17 protein-coding genes are annotated in these 20,744 nt (G+C 66.8%); 4 read left to right on the forward strand and 13 right to left on the reverse strand.

The window, feature by feature from the left end:
* Positions 1-7: 7 nt before the first annotated feature.
* The 4 genes from JVX90_RS14810 to JVX90_RS14830 are packed head-to-tail and all read right to left on the reverse strand — an operon-like array spanning position 8 to position 5,658.
* Complete coding sequence (locus tag JVX90_RS14810) at positions 8-1,975, reverse strand: GDSL-type esterase/lipase family protein (RefSeq protein ID WP_205329478.1); 1,968 nt, start codon at positions 1,973-1,975, stop codon at positions 8-10.
* Entirely contained in the window at positions 1,968-2,816 is an 849-nt protein-coding gene (locus JVX90_RS14815; RefSeq protein ID WP_205329479.1) for a glycosyltransferase, read from the reverse strand. Before JVX90_RS14815 ends, JVX90_RS14810 begins: the two co-directional genes overlap by 8 nt.
* Positions 2,813-3,955, reverse strand: coding sequence for a glycosyltransferase (locus JVX90_RS14820; RefSeq protein ID WP_205329480.1), 1,143 nt, complete (start codon positions 3,953-3,955; stop codon positions 2,813-2,815). The genes JVX90_RS14815 and JVX90_RS14820 overlap by 4 nt, the downstream gene beginning before the upstream one ends.
* A complete protein-coding gene (locus tag JVX90_RS14830) occupies positions 3,952-5,658 on the reverse strand; it encodes a glycosyltransferase (protein ID WP_240193916.1) in 1,707 nt (568 codons plus the stop codon). The genes JVX90_RS14820 and JVX90_RS14830 overlap by 4 nt, the downstream gene beginning before the upstream one ends.
* A 47-nt stretch (positions 5,659-5,705) precedes the next feature.
* On the opposite strand from JVX90_RS14830, the gene JVX90_RS14835 reads away from it, so the two are divergent.
* Positions 5,706-6,179 carry an acetyltransferase gene (locus tag JVX90_RS14835; protein WP_205329481.1) on the forward strand — a complete coding sequence of 158 codons (474 nt, stop codon included), beginning with the start codon at positions 5,706-5,708 and terminating at the stop codon, positions 6,177-6,179.
* On the opposite strand, the gene JVX90_RS14840 is transcribed toward JVX90_RS14835, so the two are convergent.
* Genes JVX90_RS14840 through JVX90_RS14850 form a run of 3 tightly spaced genes read right to left on the reverse strand, consistent with a single transcriptional unit; the run spans position 6,159 to position 9,679 of the window.
* Complete coding sequence (locus tag JVX90_RS14840; protein WP_205332439.1) at positions 6,159-7,121, reverse strand: GDP-L-fucose synthase; 963 nt, start codon at positions 7,119-7,121, stop codon at positions 6,159-6,161. The two genes, JVX90_RS14835 and JVX90_RS14840, sit on opposite strands and share 21 nt — an antisense overlap.
* A complete protein-coding gene (gene gmd, locus JVX90_RS14845; protein ID WP_205329482.1) occupies positions 7,109-8,134 on the reverse strand; it encodes a GDP-mannose 4,6-dehydratase in 1,026 nt (341 codons plus the stop codon). Before gmd ends, JVX90_RS14840 begins: the two co-directional genes overlap by 13 nt.
* Positions 8,135-8,167: 33 nt before the next feature.
* Complete coding sequence (locus tag JVX90_RS14850; RefSeq protein ID WP_205329483.1) at positions 8,168-9,679, reverse strand: sugar transferase; 1,512 nt, start codon at positions 9,677-9,679, stop codon at positions 8,168-8,170.
* Positions 9,680-10,084: 405 nt separating this feature from the next.
* On the opposite strand from JVX90_RS14850, the gene JVX90_RS14855 reads away from it, so the two are divergent.
* Positions 10,085-11,107, forward strand: a complete 1,023-nt coding sequence (locus JVX90_RS14855) for a TIGR03617 family F420-dependent LLM class oxidoreductase (RefSeq protein WP_205329484.1) — start codon at positions 10,085-10,087, stop codon at positions 11,105-11,107.
* Between the two features lie 56 nt (positions 11,108-11,163).
* Here the strand turns inward: JVX90_RS14855 and JVX90_RS14860 are convergent, their stop codons facing one another.
* The 3 genes from JVX90_RS14860 to JVX90_RS14870 are packed head-to-tail and all read right to left on the reverse strand — an operon-like array spanning position 11,164 to position 15,918.
* A complete protein-coding gene (locus JVX90_RS14860) occupies positions 11,164-11,901 on the reverse strand; it encodes an ABC transporter ATP-binding protein (protein ID WP_205329485.1) in 738 nt (245 codons plus the stop codon).
* Positions 11,901-14,615 (reverse strand): branched-chain amino acid ABC transporter permease/ATP-binding protein, encoded by a 2,715-nt coding sequence (locus JVX90_RS14865; protein ID WP_205329486.1) that lies wholly within the window; start codon positions 14,613-14,615, stop codon positions 11,901-11,903. Before JVX90_RS14865 ends, JVX90_RS14860 begins: the two co-directional genes overlap by 1 nt.
* A gap of 58 nt (positions 14,616-14,673) precedes the next feature.
* On the reverse strand, positions 14,674-15,918 hold the full coding sequence (locus JVX90_RS14870) for an ABC transporter substrate-binding protein (RefSeq protein WP_205329487.1): 1,245 nt from the start codon (positions 15,916-15,918) through the stop codon (positions 14,674-14,676).
* A gap of 406 nt (positions 15,919-16,324) precedes the next feature.
* Here JVX90_RS14870 and JVX90_RS14875 point away from each other — a divergent pair, with 406 nt between their 5' ends.
* Positions 16,325-16,975, forward strand: coding sequence for a hypothetical protein (locus JVX90_RS14875; RefSeq protein ID WP_205329488.1), 651 nt, complete (start codon positions 16,325-16,327; stop codon positions 16,973-16,975).
* A gap of 25 nt (positions 16,976-17,000) precedes the next feature.
* On the opposite strand, the gene JVX90_RS14880 is transcribed toward JVX90_RS14875, so the two are convergent.
* Positions 17,001-17,969 (reverse strand): NADPH:quinone oxidoreductase family protein, encoded by a 969-nt coding sequence (locus JVX90_RS14880; protein ID WP_205329489.1) that lies wholly within the window; start codon positions 17,967-17,969, stop codon positions 17,001-17,003.
* A 45-nt stretch (positions 17,970-18,014) separates the two neighbouring features.
* On the opposite strand from JVX90_RS14880, the gene JVX90_RS14885 reads away from it, so the two are divergent.
* A complete protein-coding gene (locus JVX90_RS14885; protein WP_205329490.1) occupies positions 18,015-18,671 on the forward strand; it encodes a class I SAM-dependent methyltransferase in 657 nt (218 codons plus the stop codon).
* Positions 18,672-18,775: 104 nt separating this feature from the next.
* Here the strand turns inward: JVX90_RS14885 and JVX90_RS14890 are convergent, their stop codons facing one another.
* Both JVX90_RS14890 and JVX90_RS14895 read right to left on the reverse strand, forming a co-directional pair.
* Complete coding sequence (locus tag JVX90_RS14890; protein WP_205329491.1) at positions 18,776-19,615, reverse strand: LLM class F420-dependent oxidoreductase; 840 nt, start codon at positions 19,613-19,615, stop codon at positions 18,776-18,778.
* A 67-nt stretch (positions 19,616-19,682) separates the two neighbouring features.
* Positions 19,683-20,741, reverse strand: a complete 1,059-nt coding sequence (locus JVX90_RS14895) for a prenyltransferase (RefSeq protein WP_205329492.1) — start codon at positions 20,739-20,741, stop codon at positions 19,683-19,685.
* Between the last annotated feature and the right edge of the window lie 3 nt (positions 20,742-20,744).

Raw genomic sequence — 20,744 nt, forward strand, 5'->3', positions numbered from 1 at the left:
ACCCGAGTCATGTCGTGCACTTCCCCGATCGAGCAGCCGACGCGAGGATCGGCGCCATGCCGTCGGCGATCATCTGGTGTCCCAGATCGGTCGGATGCCTGCCGTCTCCGCCCAGCACGGTGGCGACGGTGCCGCGAGCGAACCAATTCAATGTGTTCGGATCGACGAATGTCACCTTCTCGACGGCGGCGACCTTCTGCAAGGACGCTCGGACTGCCCCGGCACCTGGCGGGCGGCGCGCGCCCGGCACACGCAACGCCGAGGTGATCACGATCTGGACTCGCGGATTCACGGCGCGGGCCGCGGCGATCACGTGTTTCACGTGAATCCGATAGTTCGCACCGTTCCGGTACGCGGGCGACGAGTCGTTGTTGCTGCCTGCGAGAACCAGAACAGAGACGTCATCGGTCATCTGTGCTCGCACCTGATCGAGGAAGGTCGTGTGTCGGAGGCCGGAAGTCACGTAGCCTGCACCACCGCGGCCGGACACCCGAAGGACAACCGGGCAGGCCGCGGGTGATCGTCTCGCCAGCCGCGCCTGCGCGATGCGGGTCCAATTGTTGTCGCCGCGTCCGCCGAACACCGTCCCCTCGACCAGGGAGTCGCCGACCAGCAGGATTCGAACCGCCGGTCCGTCTGCCGGGGTCGTGATCAGGTGCGCGGCAGGAGCTATGCCACTGGTGGACGCAGGGCGGTCGACTATGGGGACGGCGACTGCGATGAGCGCCGCCACCACGGCTGCACCGACCAGCGCGACGCGTTCGAGGTTCGCGGTGACACGCGCCGCCAGCGGCCGCTCCCGCAGTCCGTCGACCAGGACCGCGAGAACAGCGGCCTGACCCGCGACGGGTGCAGCCCACACGAGGCCGGTCGCGTCGGCGTGCCCGCACACCGCCAACAACACGATGGTGACGCTGCCTCCGATCACGATCGCAGCCGTGACCCGTCCCGGACGTCCACGGGCGATGTACGACGCGCTGACCGACTGCGACACCGACGACACACCTGCGGCGACGATGAGCCCGGCGAGCATCGACTGTGCAGGCGAGTACTTGTCGCCGACCACCCGGACGACCAACCAGGCTCCGGGGATCGCGCCGAGGACGACGATGACGAGATACCCGACTGTCACCGCGAGATAGCGGCGGAAGATGCGGTCGAAGTCGTCGGTGTCGCCCACGCGGCGAGAGAGTTCGGGGATCAGGACCGTCGACATCGCCGCTGCGACGAGTGTCAACGGCCCGGTGACACGGGTTGCGAGCGCAAACCAGCCCACCGTCGTCGCCGTTGCGAAGACCGCGAACGCAGGCACCTGGAGTTGGGCGAGCACCCCCGACATAGACAGGGTCCAGTACCCACCGCCCACCTCGGAGGCGCGGCCGACTCGCCGTGCGCGCCCTCGGGCGTGTTGCACCGGCGCAGCCAGACCGAGGACGGCCGTCGCGGCGAAGGCGACGATCAAGACGGCGGGCGTGGACGATGTGCCGGCCTGATGTGCGGCGATGATCGCGGCGAGTGGGACGGCTCGCTGCGCAATGCCGAGCGCACTCGCGGACGAGTGACGCCCCAGCCCGGCCAAGTGCGACTGCGCATAGTTCTGCACCGTGTCGCTGTACGCGAACACGGCCCCCGCCACGAGCACAGCCACAGCGCCCGACAGTGTGAGCCCGACCAACGCGATTCCGAACGCCACCGCGGTCGCCGCCGTGTGGACCGTGAACTGCCACGAAGCTGCGCCGTCCGGGTTGTTGAGCGCGTTGACGCGCAGTACACGCATCGGCGCGCCCAACCCAGCGACGAGGCCGACGGCCATGCCCACCGTGTAGGCGAGGATGAAACGGCCGAAGTCGTCGACGGACATGGTGTTCGCCAACAGGAGAAGCGTCACGCCGAGGATCACCGAGCCTGCGGCGCGCGCACTGATACGCAGTGTCGCGTCGCGAAGTATCCGTCGTCCTCGAGCGTGGTCAGCCATCGCTGCTATGACCTGAACCGATCCCGCTGATCTTGCTCCGCAGAATGCGATACCCCCGAGTCTGGCGGAGGCCGAACACCACGAACGATGCAGCTTGTTCGCCTGTGCCGACAACTCCGAGAAGACGCTCACGCGGCGAGTTCGCGTATCGCATCCGCAACCCGTGCGCTTCGGTGATGAACGTGCGCCACAGGGTGGCGGTCTTCGATCCGTCGTGCAGTCGCAGGGCTCCGATCTGCGCTCGCACGGCCACTTGCCGCGGCTGCGCCTCCGCGATCCGGAACTGGAGTTCGTAGTCCATCGTGGCGTGCAAGGTGTCGTCGAAGCCGCCGAGGTCGCGTAGGAATTCTGAGCGGATGGCCACCGAACCGGAGAATGACGCGCACGTCGATCTGCGCAGCAGCGTGGTGAGCTCGATCGGGCGGCCGTGGAAGTCGTCGATCGTCTCGCCGTTCGCTCTGATCAACCGATGGTCCCCGGTGACGACGTCGACGTCGGGGTGCTCTGCGACTGCCGTCCGAACGGCGTCCAGGGCACCGGGCGACAGCACGTCGTCGGCGTTGAGCCACACGATCCAGTCGCCGACCGCGCGCCCGAGGGCCCGATTGAGGGCGTCGGACTGTCCGCCGTCCTTCTCGAACACCGGTCGCACGCGGGAGTCGGAAGCCGCCAGCTCGTCCAGCAGGTCTCGACTGCCGTCGGTCGAGCACGCGTCTTGCACGACGATCTCGTCAGCCGGACCGAGCTCGGCCAAGGCCGACGCGAGCGCTTCGGCCAGATAGGGGCCGGGGTTGTACGACGGGACCAGCACCGAGACGGTGACGTCCTGCGGCTCGTTCATGTCCACTCCTCGTCGTTGATCTCATCGCCCGCGTATCGGTCCGCGAGACGCTGTGCGACGGTCCGCGCGCCCCAGAACTCGACGACCGCGCGGCGTGCCCTGCGCCCTCGATCGCGCGCCAGCTCCAAGTCATCGAGCATCTCGGCGATCGCCGAGGTCAGCGTCGTCAGATCCTCGTCGACGACCGTGCCCGCGTCGGCCTCGGCGATCACCCGCGCCGCGCCGCAGCTGTCGGTGACGATCACCGGCACGCCGACCGACATGGCTTCGAGTACGGAGACGCCGAGCGGCTCACGCCGCGCGGGAAGGACGTAGACCTCGGCACGCGACATCCGGTCGAGGACGTCGACGGCATCAACGGCGGGTTCCCGGGACACGGTGCCAACGCGGTCGACCCCGTCGGCACGAGCCGCGTCGAGAAGCCCGTCGACAACCGAGGCCTCCCCTTCGTCCGGTCCGACGACGGTGAAGCTCGCACGGTGATCCCTCGCCAGGTCGAGTGCGGCCTCGACGAACGCTGCGGGCCGCTTGCGCTCGTGCAGTCGTGCCAAGAAGAGGACCTCGGGCGGCGTGAACGTCGAACGGTCTGTCTCCTCGACCTCGGGCACGCCGTTGGTGAGCCGGCGGAACGTCGGATCGTCGCCGACGGCTGCGCACAGAGTGGAACGTTCAGCGGCATTGAGGCAGAACACCGTGCGGGCGTTGTGCAGTACCGGCCGCGTGATCACAGCGTCGAGCACGCGGTGCACGGGCGAGTTCTTCGGTTTCACCATGCCGTGGGTCTGCACATGTGTCGCGACACGCCCCACCAGTATTCGCGCGGCCGGCCCCGACACGAGGTCGCGGCCCATGTGGACGTGCGCGACGTCGAACTCCCCACCGTGTGCGGCCAGCCAGCGGAGCATCGTCGGCGCGCAGATCCGGGTGAACGAGCGACCCGGCCCCAACGTCGTCACGGGGAACGTCCGCAGGTCGACGCCCACGACCGCCGGTGGCCGGTATCCGCCGCGCACACCGGCCACCAGGGTCACATCGTGTCCGAGTTCCACGAGCGCCCGGACCTGATTGACCGCAACAGTCGCGGGGCCGCCGTACTCGCCGCCGGGCGCGAGCAGGGTCACCACCTGCAGGATCCTCATGTGATCACCGCACCCGCGGGCACCTGGACTCCGTCACCGAGCCGCACTCCCTTCAGGAGGATCGCGCCGTCGCCGATCGAGCAGGCTGAACCGATCCACACCGGTTCGCTGGTCCGGTCGAATGTCGGCGACCGGTGATCGTGACCGCCGGAGCAGATGACGACCTCGTCACCGATCGTGCAGTCGGATCCGATCGTCACGGGTTCGGGATCGATCACCCAGACGTCTCGGCCGATGGCACTCCTCGCTCCGACGGTCAGCTTCCACGGGAAGTGCACACGGAACGACCGGTGAATCCTGGCGTCCTCGGCGATTGCCGCACCGAACGCCCGGAGCACCGCGCGCCTCGCCGCTGATCCACCGACACCGCTGCGCAGGACCGCTGCGGCAGCGATCCACAGAACCATCCACACGCGGTTTCGTCCACGGTCGCGCTTGTCGACGACGTAGTCGGCCAGACGCCGATCGTCGTCGAGTTCCTCCCCGAAGGACGGTGCATCGAGTCCGTCGTCCGCCAGCGCCGCCAGCCAAGATTGGAAACGCTCGACCGCCGCCTCGGCCGACAGTTCCTCGCGGGCGTATCTGACACCCGCATCGCCGAGCAGCGCAGCGCGCCGTGGGTCGGCCGCGACCGAGACGACTGCGTCGAGCAGCGCGCACCCGTCTCCCGCGGCGACGACGACGCCTGCACCCGACCGCTCCACTTCGCCCGCGGTGATACCCCCGCGCTCGACCGCCGCGACCACCGGACGCCCCGCGCCGAAGTAGGTGGTGAGCTTCGACGGAATGCTCATCTCGGCGACGCCGGGTTTCTCATTGACGATCAGCACGTCGGCGGCCGCCAACATGAGGTGGAACTCGTCGTCGGGCAGCGGGTCGACGAACGTCACGGCGCCGCAGCCGAGAGCCGCGCATTCGAGCGCACGCCTCTGGTTGCCGTCTCCCACCAGGTAGAACTGAACGCCCAGCGCCGCGCTCTCGGCCATACGAGCAGCGGCGACGACCGTCTCCAGGCCCTGTTTGACACCCATGTTTCCGGCGTGGACCGCGACGACCGTCGACGACGGGATACGCAGGCGCGCTCGCGCGGCTTGCTGATCGCCCCGGGCAGGTGGCCGAGACTGGTTCCAGTTCCGCATTTCCACGACACGACGTGCGTCGACCCGATGCTCGTCGACCACGGTCCGCGTGAACCTCTCGTGCACCACGGCGACCGAATCCACCGACCGGAGCACCGACGATTCGAGAGCACGAACGGCCTTAACCGTGAGCCCGCGGCGGCCGGCCGCCTCGACGACGGCCTGGGAGTAGAGGTCCTGAACCCACATCCCGACCGGGGTGGCCTGCCGCCGGAACCGCATGGCGGCGACGATCAGCCCGACGGCGATCAACGGCGGACTGGCGATCACCACAACCGCGTCCGATCGGACGCCACGCTGCAGTGCACGGACTCCGAACTCGAGCTCCATTCGCACCCGGCCCGCCATGCTCGGCGTCGCCGGGATGCTGTGCCGAACCCGTTCGACCTGCACACCGTCGTCGGCCACCGACGGCAGTTCCATCGGTCGCCACTGCGGGTAGTGAGGACGCCCCGTGACCACTCGGACATCCCACCCGGCTGCGGCGAGTCTTTGTGCGAGGTCCGTCGTGTAGGGCCCGATGCCGGTGACCTCCGGCGCGTAGTTGATCGCGACGATGTCCACTCGCCGAACTCTCGTCGCCGCCGCGGCACTCGGATACCGTCGAAGGGGTGAACCGCTACTCATCACTCGCCTGGCCCTCGGTGTCGCGTCTCACGGCGTTGGCGTTTGTCCCGAACCGAGTGCGAGTGGCGGCGCTGCGAGCGTTCGGCGCGCAGATCGAGCGAGGTGTGCTCATCCGGCCACGGGTCCGGGTGCACGCACCGGACCGCCTGCGCATCGGCGCGGATTCGTGGATCGGCGAGAACGTGACAGTCGCCAACAGCGAGGGCGATGTGCGGATCGGCTCCAACGTCGTGCTGTCGCAGTCGGCGTCTCTGATCACGCACGCCGCGACGGGCGAACCGATGGTGATCGACGACGGCGCGTGGATCGCGTTGCGCGCCACCGTGGTGGGGCCCGTCCACATCGGACGCCGGGCGGTCATCGGGGCCGCGGCGACGGCGGAGCACAACGTCGCGCCGGGCTCGGTGGTCCTGAGTCCGACGACGATTCGGGTCGATTCACTCACGCAGCGCCCCTGACTGCGCCCGAAACCAGTCGATGGTCTCTGCGATACCGTCGGCCAGGGGGATGCGCGCAGACCATCCGAGCGACGCCAGCCTCGACACGTCGAGAACCTTGCGCGGAGTCCCGTCGGACCGGTCGGTGTCCCAGTGGACTTCGCCGTTGAAACCCGAGCGGTCGGCGACGAGTCCGGCGATCTCCGCGATCGTGTGGTCGACTCCGGTGCCCACGTTGACGTGCTCGTCGCCGTCGTACGCGTCGAGGAGCGTCAAACAAGCATCGGCCATGTCGTCTACGTGCATCATCTCGCGCCGCGGTCTTCCCGTCCCCCAGTTCGTCACCGACCCGGCACCGCAGGCGACGGCATGCTCGTACCGTCTGATCAACGCAGGCAACAGGTGACTGGTCTCGGCGGCGAAGTTGTCGTTCGGCCCGTAGAGATTAGTCGGCATGGCCGAGATCCACGACAGTCCGTACTGCCTGCGAACTGCCTTGACCTGCATGATTCCGGCGATCTTGGCGATCGCGTACGCGTCGTTCGTCGGCTCGAGCGGCCCGGTCAGCAGCGCGTCCTCGGTGATCGGCTGGGGCGCGAACTTCGGATAGATGCACGACGATCCGAGGAACAGCAGCCGTGGCACACGCAGAGCGGCGGCCGCGTCCATCACGTTGCACTGGATTCGCAGGTTGTCCGACAGGAAGTCGACGGGGTACGACGAATTGGCGGCGATGCCGCCGACCCTCGCCGCCGCGAGGATCACCACGTCCGGGTCCGACTGTTCGAGGTGGGCGAATGTCGCCGCCCGGTCGCGGAGATCGAGGTCGGCGCTGGTTGCGCCGTCGATCCTCCGGCACCCCCGCGCGGTGAGGGCTCGGACGAACGCAGATCCCGCCAGTCCTCGCCGTCCCGCGACGTAGATCCGGGTCGACGGCCCCAGCGGCTCCATCAGCTCGCCCATGCGGTCAGGGACGGACTGTCGATCCACTTGCGCCCTTCGCAGGCCAGCGCCCGAATGTCCGCGTCGACCATGATCCGTGCCAATGACGGGGCGTCGACCGTGGCGCTCCACCCGAGGTGTTCCCGGGCGCGTGTCGCGTCCCCGATCAGGCTGTCGACCTCGGTCGGGCGGAGGTAACGCTCATCGAACTCGACGTGATCGCGCCAATCGAGGTCCGCGTGTTCGAAGGCCGCCGACAGGAAGTCCCGCACTGAGCAGGCACGGCCCGTCGCCAGGACGTAGTCGTCCGGTTCGTCCGCCTGAAGCATCCGCCACATGCCCTCGACGTACTCCGGCGCATACCCCCAGTCTCGGACCGCGTCCAGATTGCCCATGTACAACGAGTCCTCGAGACCGGCCTTGATTCTGGCGACGGCTCGGGTGATCTTGCGAGTCACAAACGTCTCGCCACGACGTGGCGACTCGTGGTTGAACAGGATTCCGTTGACCGCGAACAGTCCGTAGGCTTCTCGGTAGTTTCGGGTGACCCAGTAGGAGTAGACCTTCGCCGCGCCGTAGGGCGACCGGGGGTAGAAGAGGGTCGACTCGTTCTGCGGCGGCGGCGACGCGCCGAACATCTCCGAGCTCGACGCCTGGTAGTACCGGCATTCGATACCCGCCTGGCGGACGGCTTCGAGGAGCCGGATCGATCCCATCCCGGTCGTGTCGCCCGTGTGCTCGGGTTCGTCGAAGCTGACTCGCACATGCGATTGGGCCGCCAGGTTGTACACCTCGTCCGGGTCGATCTTCGAGATCAACGTGACCAGTCGGGCCCCGTCGCTCAGGTCCCCGTAGTGCAGGAACAGCCTGGCGTCAGGGTCGTGTGGGTCCCGGTAGAGGTGGTCGATTCGGCCGGTGTTGAAGGTCGACGCCCGACGGGTCAGGCCGTGAACCTCGTAGCCTTTCGCGAGCAGGAGCTCGGCGAGGTATGAGCCGTCCTGTCCGGTGATTCCGGTGATCAGTGCCTTCTTCATGACGGCCTTTCGGTTCGGTAGCGGGGCAGGACATCAGTACGCACCGTCCTTGGAGAGCACCGCGTGTGCGGTGCGGCGGAGAATGATCAGATCACCGGTCAGTGACCAGTTCTCTACATACGACAGGTCGAGTTGCGCCGATTCCTCCCACGAGAGGTCGCTGCGTCCTGACACCTGCCACAGTCCTGTGATGCCGGGCCGGACGAGCTGACGCCGGACCACCATGCGGTTGTACGTCTGGACTTCGTCGCGCAGCGGCGGGCGTGGCCCGACGAGGCTCATCGTCCCGCTCATCACGTTGAAGAGCTGGGGAAGCTCATCGAGGCTGTGTCGCCGCAGAAAGCGCCCTACGCGGGTCACCCGCGGATCGTCGTGGATCTTGAACAGGACACCGTTGCCGTCGTCGTGTTGAGCGAGGTCGGCGACCATCCTGTCGGCGCCGTCGACCATCGTCCGGAACTTCCACATGTAGAACGGAACGTTCTTCGCCCCGATCCGCTCACCGAGATAGAACACCGGACCACGGCTGTCGAGTTTGATCGCGATCGCGCACACCACCATGACCGGCGCGAAGACAACGATCGCGCACAGGCTGACAGCTTTGTCGAAGGCGACCTTCATGATCCGATTCGCGGCGTGGTGCCGCGGGCGGTCGACGTGCAGGAGAGGCAGTCCGGGTTCGATGCGGACGGTGATCCGGGGGCCCGCGACACCGGCGAGGCCGGGTGCGACCAGCAGGTCGATTCCCTGGTCGTCGAGTTCCCACATCAGATCGTGCAGCGCGTCGTGCCCGAGCACCTCTGCATCAGTGACGGCAGCGACCGCCGCTCCGGTCTCGGCGAGCGCGGAGTGCACGTCGGAGTAACCGGCGTACACGCTGATTCCCGCGTCGACGAGTTGTCGATCACTGCGAATGCGCAACGCGGCCTCGGCCGACGGCACACACACTCCGACCACCGTGTACCCGAGCGCAGCATTGTCGAGGAGCCTGCGAGCAAGAGCCGCCGCCGTCGTCGCATCGCCGATCACGAGCACAGCCTGGAGGTACCGTCCACGCGACCGCCCGCGGGCCACACGACGACGCCAGAGCCACCGCGACACCAGGAGCATCAAGGTTCCGAGCGGAAAGACGACGGCGAGATATCCGCGAGCGACGGACAGGTTCAATGCGAGGTCGACGATGGCGAGGGCCCCGAACAGGCAGAAACTCGCGGAGATCACGCGGTTGTACTCAGTCGCACCGCTGCACAGCACCCGCCGGTCCCTCGCCTGGGCGAGTCCGAGCGCCACCGTCCACCCGAAGACCAGACCGACCTCCCGCCACACCATCGGAGTTCCGAGAAGCCCCGCGGGCGCCGTCAGATCGGCATCGGCTCCGAAACGGACGAGATGTCCCGCCGCCACCGCTGCCGCGACGACGACGAAGTCGGAGAACCGGAGCCGACGGCTCAAGATGTCGAGCCACGGATGCGACCGTGCGATCCGGTGAACGACGGGATCGCGCGTTGTGCCCCATCCGATCTCCGCGTCGTACGGAACGCTCATGTGTCGTCTGCTCCCACTCCGAGACGCGTCTCGGCTTCCGGCGCAAGGACTCGTGGCCTTGCAGTCAGAAGATGGATCGAGAGAGACACAGATCACGTTACGTACGGTCACGCCTCGGGTCGTCGGCAACCTCCTGGCATAAATCGGACGCTTTCGACATCCGCGCACCCCACGAGCTGGGGCGCCGTTGGTAATCGACTCTTCAAAAGGGCAGGGTGAACGGTCGACAGCCGCTTTCGCAGGTCAGAGGGAGAATTTGGTCGTTCGCTTCACTTCTTGATCACGGGCCGACGTTCAATTCACACGTTCAGACGACAGGTCTCGTGGGGGCGTAGCGACCCGCTGGTTCACGCCGCCGCGGCACGAATCGGCGGCCTGAACCGTGACGCCCGGTAGCGTCGCACCATGTTCGTCGACACGACAATCACGTGCCCGCTGTCGGAGATGGGCGCATCCGCGGCCGAGGCGGAGAAGTCCGGATACGACGCCGTCTGGACGTTCGAAGGCGCACACGACCCATTTCTTCCCCTCCTGTTGGCCGCGGAACACACCGACCGGGTGACGCTCGGGACGTCGATCGCGGTTGCGTTCGGCCGAAATCCACTGCTGCTGGCGACACTCGGATGGGATCTCCAGGCGTACTCGCAGGGTCGCTTCGTACTCGGTCTCGGCACCCAGATCCGACCGCACATCACCCGTCGATACTCGATGCCGTGGAGCCGACCGGCCGACCGGATGCTCGACATGGTGACCGCGGTTCGCGCCGTCTGGGACGCGTGGGCCACCGGTGGACGGCTTGACCATCGCGGGGACTTCTACGAGCACACGCTGATGCCGCCGCTGTTTCGGCCCAACCCGTCCGAGGTCGACGGTTTCGGTCCACCGCCGGTGTGGCTGGCAGGCGTCGGGCCTCGGATGACCCGCGTCGCGGGCGAGGTGGCGGACGGTTTCCTCTCCCATCCACTGTGCACGCCGGAATTCCTGCGCGACACCACTCTGCCGTCGTTGGCGCATGGCGCAGCGTTGTCGGGCCGGGAACGCACGGCCGTCCACCATTCGGCGATGGTGATCATCGGCCACACGGATCACGACATGGCGGCAGCTCGGTCAGCCGTCCGGACGCAGATCGCCTTCTACGGCTCGACGCCCGCGTATCAGCCGATACTCGCATCGGTCGGGTTCTCCGACCTGCACCCGACGCTGCACACGATGTCGAAGTCGGGTGACTGGCAGGCCATGGGTCGACAGATCCCGGACGACCTCGTCGATTCGATCGCCGTCACCGTCGACGATCCACGAGACGGCGCGACGGAGCTGCTCCGACGATACGGCCCGTACGTCGACCGTCTCGGCTTCAACACCCCGTATTCAGCCGACACGAACCTGCTCTCTCGGCTCGCCGCCGAAGTCCGCGGCCCCTCCGCCTGATCACTGGCCCGCTGAACAGGAGGAATAGCCACTCTGCGAGCATGTGCTCGTTGCGATCAGCCGCCGAGGTACGCCTTCTCGAGGCGGCCCGGATCTGCTGCCAACAACGTCGCGGGCTCGTCGATGACGATGTCGCCGTGCACGAGGACAAGCGCTCGGTCGACCACGTCGAGCGCTAGCCGAACGTGCTGCTCGACGAGGATCACCGCGGTGCGGTCCGACGCCGCGACCTCACGCAGCACCGGGAGAATCGATTCGACGATCACGGGTGCCAGCCCCATGCTCAACTCATCGATCAACAGGACGTTCGGCCGCTGCAGGAGCGCGCGGGAGATCGCGAGCATCTGCTGTTCGCCGCCCGAGAGCTGCCCGGCTTTCACTTTCAGCCGCTTCTCGAGCGCCGGGAACCGGTTCACGGTCTGTGCCAGGCCCGCGGCCACGCTCCGCCTGTTCGACACCAGTCCGCCGATGGTTCTTTGCGGAATCGCGAGCGCGAGATTCTGCTCGGTGGTGAGGTTCTTGAAGAGTGCACGATCGTCGGGGACCAGGACCATTCCGGCCCGCACGGCGCGCCTCGCATCTCCCGACTTCACCGAAGCCCCGTTGACCGACACCGCCCCGCCGACCCGCGGCACCAGACCCGCAAGTGTCTCCAAGAGAGTCGTCTTACCGGCGCCGTTGGGCCCCAGGAGCGCAACCACCTGACCTTCGTCGATCGTCAGGTCGACACCCCGTACGCACGGGTTGTCCTGGAAGTACCCGCAGTCGAGGTTGTCGCACGCCAACACTGTCATCACTGAGCCTCCTGGTCGGCACCGGCGGGGGCGCCCAGATATGCCTGCACCACACGCTCGTCGTTGCGGATCTCGTCCGGCGTTCCGGACGCGATCACCTGGCCGAGGTCGAGCACGATGATCCGATCGCACAGTGACAGAACGAGGTCCATGTCGTGGTCGATCAGCAGCATCGATCCTCCGTTCGCCCGGACCGCCGACAGTCGTTCACCGAGCCAACGACTCTCCGAGCTGTCCAGCCCGGCGGCCGGCTCATCGAGCAGCGCAACACGCGGAGAGGCGACGAGCACACGCGCGACAGACACGAGTTGTCGTTGTCCTTGAGACAGATCTGCGGCCGGGCGATCTGCGAGGTCGGTGATCTCGAGGAGCGCCAACGTTCGCGCGATGGCGGCGTCCGTGCCGTTCCTGGGCGCCGCGACGAGCACGTTCTCCGCGACGGACAGTTCGTCGTACAGTTCGATGTCCTGAAACGTCCTGCCGAGCCCGGCCCGTCCGCGGCGATGCGGCACCATCCCGGACAACTCGGTCCCGTCGAGCGTGACTGAGCCCGTCGATGCGGCGAATCCGCTGATCGCGTCGACGAGTGTCGTCTTGCCCGCCCCGTTCGGTCCGATCAATCCGACGATCTCGCCTTGTCGAACGTCGAACGAGACTGCGTCGACGGCTTGGACCGGGCCGTAACTGACTCCGACGTCGGTCACGGTGAGGAGTATCTCTCCGACGCCGCGCACATCCGGCGACGGGTCCAGTTCTGCCGCGGGAATCGTTGTGCGTCGTACCGTCACGAGTTGCTTCGGCAACGGAATCCGCTGGAACGCACCCGCGATGCCGTCGGGGTTGAAGATCACCGTGACGACGAGCAGTGCTCCACTGATCAGCATGTAGTAGTCGCCGATGGAAAGGTAGGTGTCGACAAGGTAAAAGACGAGCCCGCCCGGCGCGAGGAACCCTGCGAGGATTCCTCCACTCAACGACGTGACACCTGCGATGTACACAAGCGCGAAGAAACCGATGCTCGTGAACACGGAGTACGTACTCGCAGCTGCAAGCGTCTGCTGGTAAGCGATCATCGCGCCGCCGAGACCGACGATGAACGACGAGATCGCGAACGCCATCAGCTTGGTCGCACCGACGTTGATCCCGCTGGCGGCGGCGGACCGTTCGTTGGCTCGCACCGCCAGCATCGCGGATCCGAGTCTGCTCCTACGAAGCAGCGCAACACCGACGGCCACCATCACCAAGACGACCAGGCACAACACACTGAAGCCCATCCGGGGTCGGTCCTCGCCCACACCCATCCCGAGGTCGATGCCGAACAGAGATGCAGGAGTGACCGGAGCGCCTACCATTCCGCCGTTGAGCGCCGGATTGCGGAACCAGAACGCTTCGAGGAACACCGCCAAGGCGAGTGTCGCCACCATCAACGGCAGCCCCCGCACGCGAAGCGCGGGCAGGCCGACGACGACACCGATGACGGCCGCCACGAGCGCAGCGAGGATGGGCGCTACCGGGAACGGGACGCCGAGGTCGTCGGTGAACCAGCTGAGTGAGAACGCGCTCGCGCCCGCGAGGGTCAGCTGCGCCAGAGAAACCTGCCCGGCGTACCCAGTCACGACCACCTGGGAGATCGCGACGACGGCGAAGGTCATCGATGCCACCAGGGCCAGACGCACACTTCCTTCGGTGAAGAGCAGGGCGATCAGCATGACGGCGCCGCCGACGACGGCGGGCAGCAGAATCCGGTTGGGGCGAGGGGCACGGCCGAGGTCGCTGCGAATCACCGCGCCGCGACCCGGCATCGGCTGGCCCCGAACCAAGAGGAACACCACGATGAGCAACAGCGGAACAGCTTCTGCGACACCGGCATCCGGAATCGCGTCAACAGTGACCTGCAGGTAGGCGGCTTCGGATGAGAGCATGCCGATCGCCAATCCGGCACCGACGGTGACGGCGACGCTGGTGAAGTTCCCGACAAGTGCGGCGGCGAGAGCTGGAACGATGAACATCGTGTACGCAATCGGGCTGAGCGGCACGATCGGGGAGATCACCACACCGCCGACGGCCGCCGTCACCGACGACAGTCCCCAGTTGGTGACGGCGATCCGATCCGGGGAGAGTCCGGTGACGAGCGCACCCTTCTCGGACTCGGCCGCCGCTTCCGTCGCGATGCCGAAGCGCGTGTACTTCAGGACCAGGCCCGACACAACCGCCAGCCCGACGATGACGGCGGTCAGCCACATCCGATCGGTCGGCACCACGGCATCGCCGATCGAGAACGTCCCTTCGGGGAAGATCGGCTTCACCGACGGCGCACTCTCGCCGACCTGAATGTTCAACAACGATTGCAGGACCAGCATGATGCCGATCGACGCGACTGCCTTCGCGAGAACCGGCGCATTCCTCATCGGCCGGAAGACCGCCAAGTAGAGGAGCACCCCGAGGAGTCCTGCGAGGAGCACCGCCACGATGAACGCCGGAGCGACACCCCATTTGTCTCCGACGTCGACTGTCGGCTCCAGACCCGGGACGGGAACGAGCAGTTCTCCCTTCCGCAGAAACGCGTACGTGTATGCGGCGTACAGGGCGACGGCTCCGGTCGCGAAGTTCACGACTCCGGAACTCTTGAAGGTCATCACCAGGGCGAGACCCAGTGCCGCGTAGACGGCGCCGTTGCCGAGTCCGAGGACGAAGTTGGCGAGATGAGATGTCATGGGCTCCCTCACATGAGTCCGGGGGCCGCATCCCTGCGGCCCCCGGAGTTCACGATGCTTACTTGTTCTCTACGACGGTGTTCTCGAAGGCCATGGCGGCCCCGATGTCACTCACGAGGATCGACTTTCCGCACAGGGTCGGCATCTGCGGAACCTGCTTGCCGTCACACGTGAAGGTCAGGCCGGGTGCCGCCGGAACCGGGAGATCCTTGGCGCCCTTCAGAATGCCGTGGATCTGCTCGGCCGTGACCGGGCCCGCGGGGAGGGCCTTGCCCGCCTCGGCGATCGACATGATTGGCTGGTAGCCGAGATACGCGAGTCCGCGGATATCGGTCGAGGGCGAATACTTCGCGAGCACACTGCGGAACAGGTTGACTGTCGGATCGTCGGTCAACGGATTCACTGTTGTGAACGCGACCGAACCCTCGATCGCCTCTTCGCCCGTCGCATCCGTGACATTGGTGTCGAGGCAGCTGGTGATCAGGTACTTCTTGGTGTCGGGTGCCACGGTCTCGAGGGCCTTGATCGCAGTGATGCACTGCTTGGCGTCCCCGAGGATCGACACGGCGTCCGGCTTGTCGGCCAGGCCTGCGGTGATGACGGGCACCACGTCGGCCGTGGACGTGGGGACGGTGACGACCTTGAACTCGACGCCGACCTGCTTGAAGATCATGCCGCCGAGCTTGCCGATCGACGCCGCTGCGTCGCCGGTGTCACCGATGATCACCGTCACCTTCTTATATTTGTTCTTGGCCGCATGCGCGGCCTGCCCTGCGAGCACTGCGTAGCCGCCGCCGGAGAGCATGTACGCGCCGGGCAGACCGTATTCGATCGCCGACACGGGCGCCTGCGAGATGTAGGGGATCTTCGCTCCCGCGATGATCGGTCCGATGACGGCGCCCATCGAACTGAACGGGCTGATCACCGCAGCGACCTTCTTCTCGACCATCTCGTTTGCACAGGCGGTCGCCGACGCCGCTTCCTCGTGTTGCTTGCAGACCACGAGGTCGATCTTGTGGCCGTTGATGCCGCCCGCGTTGTCGTTCAGGTATCGAACGGCGGCCTCGGCAGCCTCACGCGGCGCCGGAGCAGACACCGGCCCGCCTTCCGAGCTGATGACACCGATCTTGATCGCCTCGCCGGTCGCCGCCTTCTCGGTCAGCTCAATAGTCGGTCCGCTGCTCGCTGCACTGTTGTCGGAGTCGGACGAGCACGCGGTGAGTCCGCCAGCGACAAGCGCGCCGACGGCGGTGATGACGGCCGCGGATCGGAGCGTTCGCCGGAATGTGCGTGATGAGTTCAAAACGAGCCCCTTCAAAGGTGGGAGGTCGACCTGAGCCGCGAGGGATCTCGCGGTTCGCCGAAGCCGCCTGGAGGCTGCGAGCGACGCGCCCTCCGTTCGACTTAGAGACGGACAGTATCGTGATGCCCATCACATTCTCGAGGTATGGGGATATTGACGGGAGTATCCGACCTGTCTGGCACAAATCCGTCGCTCGGTCGGACTGCACGGCAGACGCGATTGCTCTCCCGACCTGGTCGATCGGCGTGCCTTGACGCCCTGACGCCGGTCGGACGAACGCCGTACCCTTCGAATCCGGCGGCACAGTTCCGACCTGCGCTAGGACGTGTTGAGACGGCCTCCGCCTCTGTCGGCTGAATGACAAGGTCGGCACCCTCTCAACACCGCGCACAGTTACTGTCGGCACATGAGCTACGACCTCTGGTTGATTCCGGCCGACGAGTGCACGTCCCCGTCGGCCGCATTGGTGTACGGCGAGACGGTCATCGCGACTACCGGTGGTGATGCCACGCCGCTCGCGGCGCGGCTGGCGGGGGTGATCAATGCGGCGGACGACGTCCTCGACGGCGACGGCGTCCTGTCGGTCAAGCCCATCAGCGCGCAGCGCGACTGCGTGTTCGTGCCGTCCCCCTACTCACTCGTCGAGGAGGCCAGGGCACTAGTTCTCCCACTCGCGTTCGCGGCGGGTTTTGTGGTGTGCGATCCGCAGAACGGGGTTGTTCTCGATCCCCGGACGTCGATCCCGGCAGCTGTCACGGCGAATGGGGACAGCAGGTATCCGGTGGTCAGTCCCGACCTCGTCGACCACGTCGTGTCGCGTCTCGATGTGGACGACTTCTTCATCGTCGAGACCGCCACGAACGTCTACGTGCAGACTCAGCGTCTGGGTCGTGGCGCGTTTGCGCTCGAGTACCGGGCGGGGTCGGCCGATGAACACTACGGAACCGAGGTCGCGTCGTCGGAGCAGGTCGCCGCCGCGATCCACGGATGGATTGCAGGCGACGACTCCGCCTACCGCGAATTGTCGTGGGAGAAGCTCGACCTCAGCTTTCCCTGACCTGGTTTGGAGAAGACACGATCGACTACTCCGAGACTCGGATGACAGCCTTGCCCTTCACGCGCCCTTCGGCGAGGTCGGTGAGCGCGGTCGGCAGATCCTCCAGCGAGTAGAGATGATTCACCGGCGGCCGCATCCCGGCCTCGATCATCTCGACGAGCTCGTCGTGGAGCAGCCCGGGAACGTCCGGATGTGTGCGGATGTACTCACCCCACGCCGCTCCGACCACGGAGATGTTCCGGAACAGGACACGGTTCAGTTTGACGGTGGGGATCCCACCCGCCGCGAAACCGATGACGACATAACGACCGTCCGCCCCCACGGTGCGGAGCGCCTCGTCGAACACCTCCCCGCCGACCGGGTCGATCAGGACGTCGACACCTCCGTCGGACAGTTCGAGAACCTTGTCCTTCCACCCGTCGGCCAGCTGGACCACTTCGTCGGCGCCGAGCGCACGAAGCATGCCCTCCTGGCCGGTGCGGTGCACAACCGCGATCACCTTGGCTCCCATCGCCTTCGCGACGAGGATCGAAGCGACTCCGACCCCGCCAGCCGATCCGAGGACGGCGACGACTTCACCGGGCGCGGTCTGCGCGCGCAGCTTGAGCGCAAACAGCGCAGTCTGGAAGTTGATGCCGAGTGCGGCGCCCTCGTCGAACGACAGCACGTCGGGCAACGGGTAGAGCTGCTGCTCGACAACCGCGACCTGTTCTCCGAAGCCGCCGAGCATCGACGCGACGACCACTCGGTCGCCCACCTGGTACGAACCGCCCTCGGGCGCGGTGGTGACAACGCCCGCCACCTCGGTGCCGGGAGTGAATGGCAGCGGCGGACGCAGCTGGTACTTGCCTTGGCTCATCAGCAGGTCGGGGAAGCACACTCCACACGACCGGACATCGACGACGTACTGCCCCGGAGCGGCCTGCGGGGCCGCAACGTCCTGGAGTTCGAGTCCGGTCGGGCCGGTCTCGCTGACAATCACTTGAGCCTTCATGGGTTTCACGGTAGCTGTTATCCGCGCCACCCGTACGATCGATTCATGTCTTCACCCACACGGTCCTCCACGCTGCCCGACGACCGCCGCTCCGTCGCCGACGAGGCCCCGGGATTCATGCCGGCGGACGAGGCCGATGCACTCCATGCTGTAGCGGATCATTATCTGTCCCAACTGGATTCGGTCGGTCTGGGAATCGAGATCGGAACGTACTGCGGAAAGTCGACCGTCTATCTGGGGGACGCCGCCGAGCGCCACGGCGCGCTGGTCGTGACGGTCGATCACCATCGCGGGTCCGAGGAGCACCAGCCGGGCTGGGAGTACCACGACACCACACTGGTCGACGCCCACGCCGGGCTCCTCGACACGGCGGCCCGCTTTCGCCGGACTATGTTCGACGCGAAGTTGGAGCAGACGGTGCTCGGCGTGGTGGCGCCGTCGACGACGGCGGCGCGCGTGTGGGGCCGCGAGGCCGACTTCGTGTTCATCGACGGCGGACATTCGATGGAGGCGGCACAGAACGACTACGACGGTTGGGCAGGATGGGTACGTGCCGGCGGCGCGCTGCTCATCCACGACGTGTTCCCGGACCCCGCAGACGGCGGCCGTCCCCCGTACGAGATCTACTGCCAGGCTCTCGACTCCGGTCTCTTCACCGAAGTCGCAGTCCACGGCTCCCTCCGCGTCCTCCAGCGCAACTGACCTACCGCTTACTGCTCGTTGCGGTCGCCGACGAAGTCACGTCACGCCGCTTCGACTCGCTCCGCTCGCTCGACGAACAGTGAGCGCACGAGCTGGGCAGGAGGTCAGAGACCTAGTTTTCCTGCGAGTTTCTGCAGGTAGGCGCGGGCGGTGTCGGCGTCCTTGTCGGGGAGACCGTAGAGGACGCGCGTGACGCCGAGGTCACGCCAGCGCGCGAGGCGGTCGGCGTCTGGACGCATGTCGAGGGCCACCACCTGCGGTTGTCCGTCGCGGCCGGCATCCGTCCAGATCTGCCGCAGGAGACGGACCGAGTCGTCGATGTCGGTCTCACCGGGTGTGGTGATCCAGCCGTCGGCGCTTCGGGCGATCCACTTGAAGTTCTTCTCGTTGCCCGCTGCTCCGACAGTGACGTCGATCCGACGCGACGGCTTCGGGAACGCCCAGCTCGGGCCGAATTCGACGAACTCGCCGTGGTACTCGGCCTCGTCCTGCGTCCACAGTGCGCGCATGGCTTCGAGGTACTCGCGGAGCATCGTCCTGCGGCGGCCTGCGGGGACGTGGTGATCGGACAGTTCGTCGAGGTTCCATCCGAAGCCGACGCCCAGCGCGATGCGACCACCCGAGAGGTGATCGAGGGTGGCGATGGTCTTCGCGAGGGTCAACGGGTCGGACTGGACCGGCAGCGCGACGGCGGTGGAGAGTTCGATGCGTGATGTCACCGCGGCGGCCGAGGCCAACGACGTCCACGGGTCGAGGGTGCGGGTGTACCGCTCGTCCGGAAGCGTCTCGTCGCCGGTTCGCGGGTGCGCGGCCTCCCGCTTGGTCGGAATGTGACTGTGCTCGGGAACGTAGTAAGCGTCGAAGCCCGCATCCTCGATGAGCGGCGCGAGCTCGTGCGGCCGGAGGCCACGGTCGCTGGTGAACTGCACGATTCCGAAGTCCACGGATTCTCCTTACGTGATGGCGCCCGACGTCAATCTGGACGACAGACTAGACACTTGTCCAATACGTCTATCGTAGTCGCGGAACACCTGAAACGACACCCCCGCGATCGATGTCGCGGAAGATCCCACTGCCTGGCGTCGCACGACTGATGGCGTCTGCGGCCAGCACCACCGCGGCCGACGTCCAGCAGCTCTGCTCCACCGGCCAGCGCTTCCCGTCAGAGAAGACGAGCCCGGTCCAGTACGACCCGTCGTCGTCGCGCAGATGCTGCATCGACTCGACTAGACGGGCCGCGCGGTCCACGTCGCCCAGCGACTCCACGGCCATCGCCAGCTCACACGTCTCCGCGCCGGTGACCCACGGATGATCGTCCACACAACGCGCGCCGAGTCCGTCGACAACGAAGTCGGACCAGCGATCGTCGATCAACTCGCGCCCGGAATCACCGCGAACCACCCCGCCGAGGACCGGGTAGTACCAGTCCATCGAATGGTTCGACGCGGAATCAAGAACCGACCGGTCCCCCATCCACCGATCGAACACCGCGGCGAGGCGATCGGCGGCACGGGTCCAGTGCTCCGCGGGTTCGTCGAGGATCCGCGCGATCTCGATCGCGCACCGCAGCGAGGAGTGGATGCTGGCGTTGCCGGTGATCAGCACGTTGTCGAACATGTCTCCGGTCTGGTGGTCCGCCGCCCACCGGAAGGCACCGTCGTCGCGCGCGAAGACCATCGTGCGATCCACGCCTGCGCGGACCGTCGGCCACATCCGCCGCAGAAACGCGGCGTCGTCCACGATCAGGAAGTGGTGCCACACCCCGACGGCGAGGTAGGCGCAGAAATTGCTGTCGACGCCCGGGTCGACGATGTCCCCGCCCCGCAACTCCATCGGCCACGACCCGTCGCTGCGCTGTGTTCGGCGGGACCACTCGTACGCGTTCTCCGCTTCGGCGCGAAACCCGGTCGCGGACAGGGCCATCGCCGATTCGACGTGGTCCCACGGGTCGGTCTTGCCCCCGGGGAACCACGGGAGAGCACCGGACGATTCCTGCATCGCCGCGATCGCCGCGCCGGTCGCGCGGACCGCGCGAGGGTCGACGACACCGTCGACGAAAGGAACGCCCATGAC

It is taken from the genome of Gordonia sp. PDNC005 (genome assembly GCF_016919385.1).
Taxonomy (GTDB): domain Bacteria; phylum Actinomycetota; class Actinomycetes; order Mycobacteriales; family Mycobacteriaceae; genus Gordonia.

Bases quoted from the DNA above. Each gene is read 5' to 3' on its own strand.
- gmd (WP_205329482.1), bottom strand. From the start codon at position 8,134: ATGAAGAAGGCACTGATCACCGGAATCACCGGACAGGACGGCTCATAC.
- JVX90_RS14850 (WP_205329483.1), bottom strand. From the start codon at position 9,679: ATGAGCGTTCCGTACGACGCGGAGATCGGATGGGGCACAACGCGCGAT.
- JVX90_RS14820 (WP_205329480.1), bottom strand. From the start codon at position 3,955: ATGAGGATCCTGCAGGTGGTGACCCTGCTCGCGCCCGGCGGCGAGTAC.
- JVX90_RS14865 (WP_205329486.1), bottom strand. From the start codon at position 14,615: ATGACATCTCATCTCGCCAACTTCGTCCTCGGACTCGGCAACGGCGCC.
- JVX90_RS14880 (WP_205329489.1), bottom strand. From the start codon at position 17,969: ATGAAGGCTCAAGTGATTGTCAGCGAGACCGGCCCGACCGGACTCGAA.
- JVX90_RS14885 (WP_205329490.1), top strand. From the start codon at position 18,015: ATGTCTTCACCCACACGGTCCTCCACGCTGCCCGACGACCGCCGCTCC.
- JVX90_RS14840 (WP_205332439.1), bottom strand. From the start codon at position 7,121: ATGGGCGAGCTGATGGAGCCGCTGGGGCCGTCGACCCGGATCTACGTC.
- JVX90_RS14895 (WP_205329492.1), bottom strand. From the start codon at position 20,741: ATGGGCGTTCCTTTCGTCGACGGTGTCGTCGACCCTCGCGCGGTCCGC.
- JVX90_RS14860 (WP_205329485.1), bottom strand. From the start codon at position 11,901: ATGACAGTGTTGGCGTGCGACAACCTCGACTGCGGGTACTTCCAGGAC.
- JVX90_RS14815 (WP_205329479.1), bottom strand. From the start codon at position 2,816: ATGAACGAGCCGCAGGACGTCACCGTCTCGGTGCTGGTCCCGTCGTAC.
- JVX90_RS14855 (WP_205329484.1), top strand. From the start codon at position 10,085: ATGTTCGTCGACACGACAATCACGTGCCCGCTGTCGGAGATGGGCGCA.
- JVX90_RS14810 (WP_205329478.1), bottom strand. From the start codon at position 1,975: ATGGCTGACCACGCTCGAGGACGACGGATACTTCGCGACGCGACACTG.
- JVX90_RS14875 (WP_205329488.1), top strand. From the start codon at position 16,325: ATGAGCTACGACCTCTGGTTGATTCCGGCCGACGAGTGCACGTCCCCG.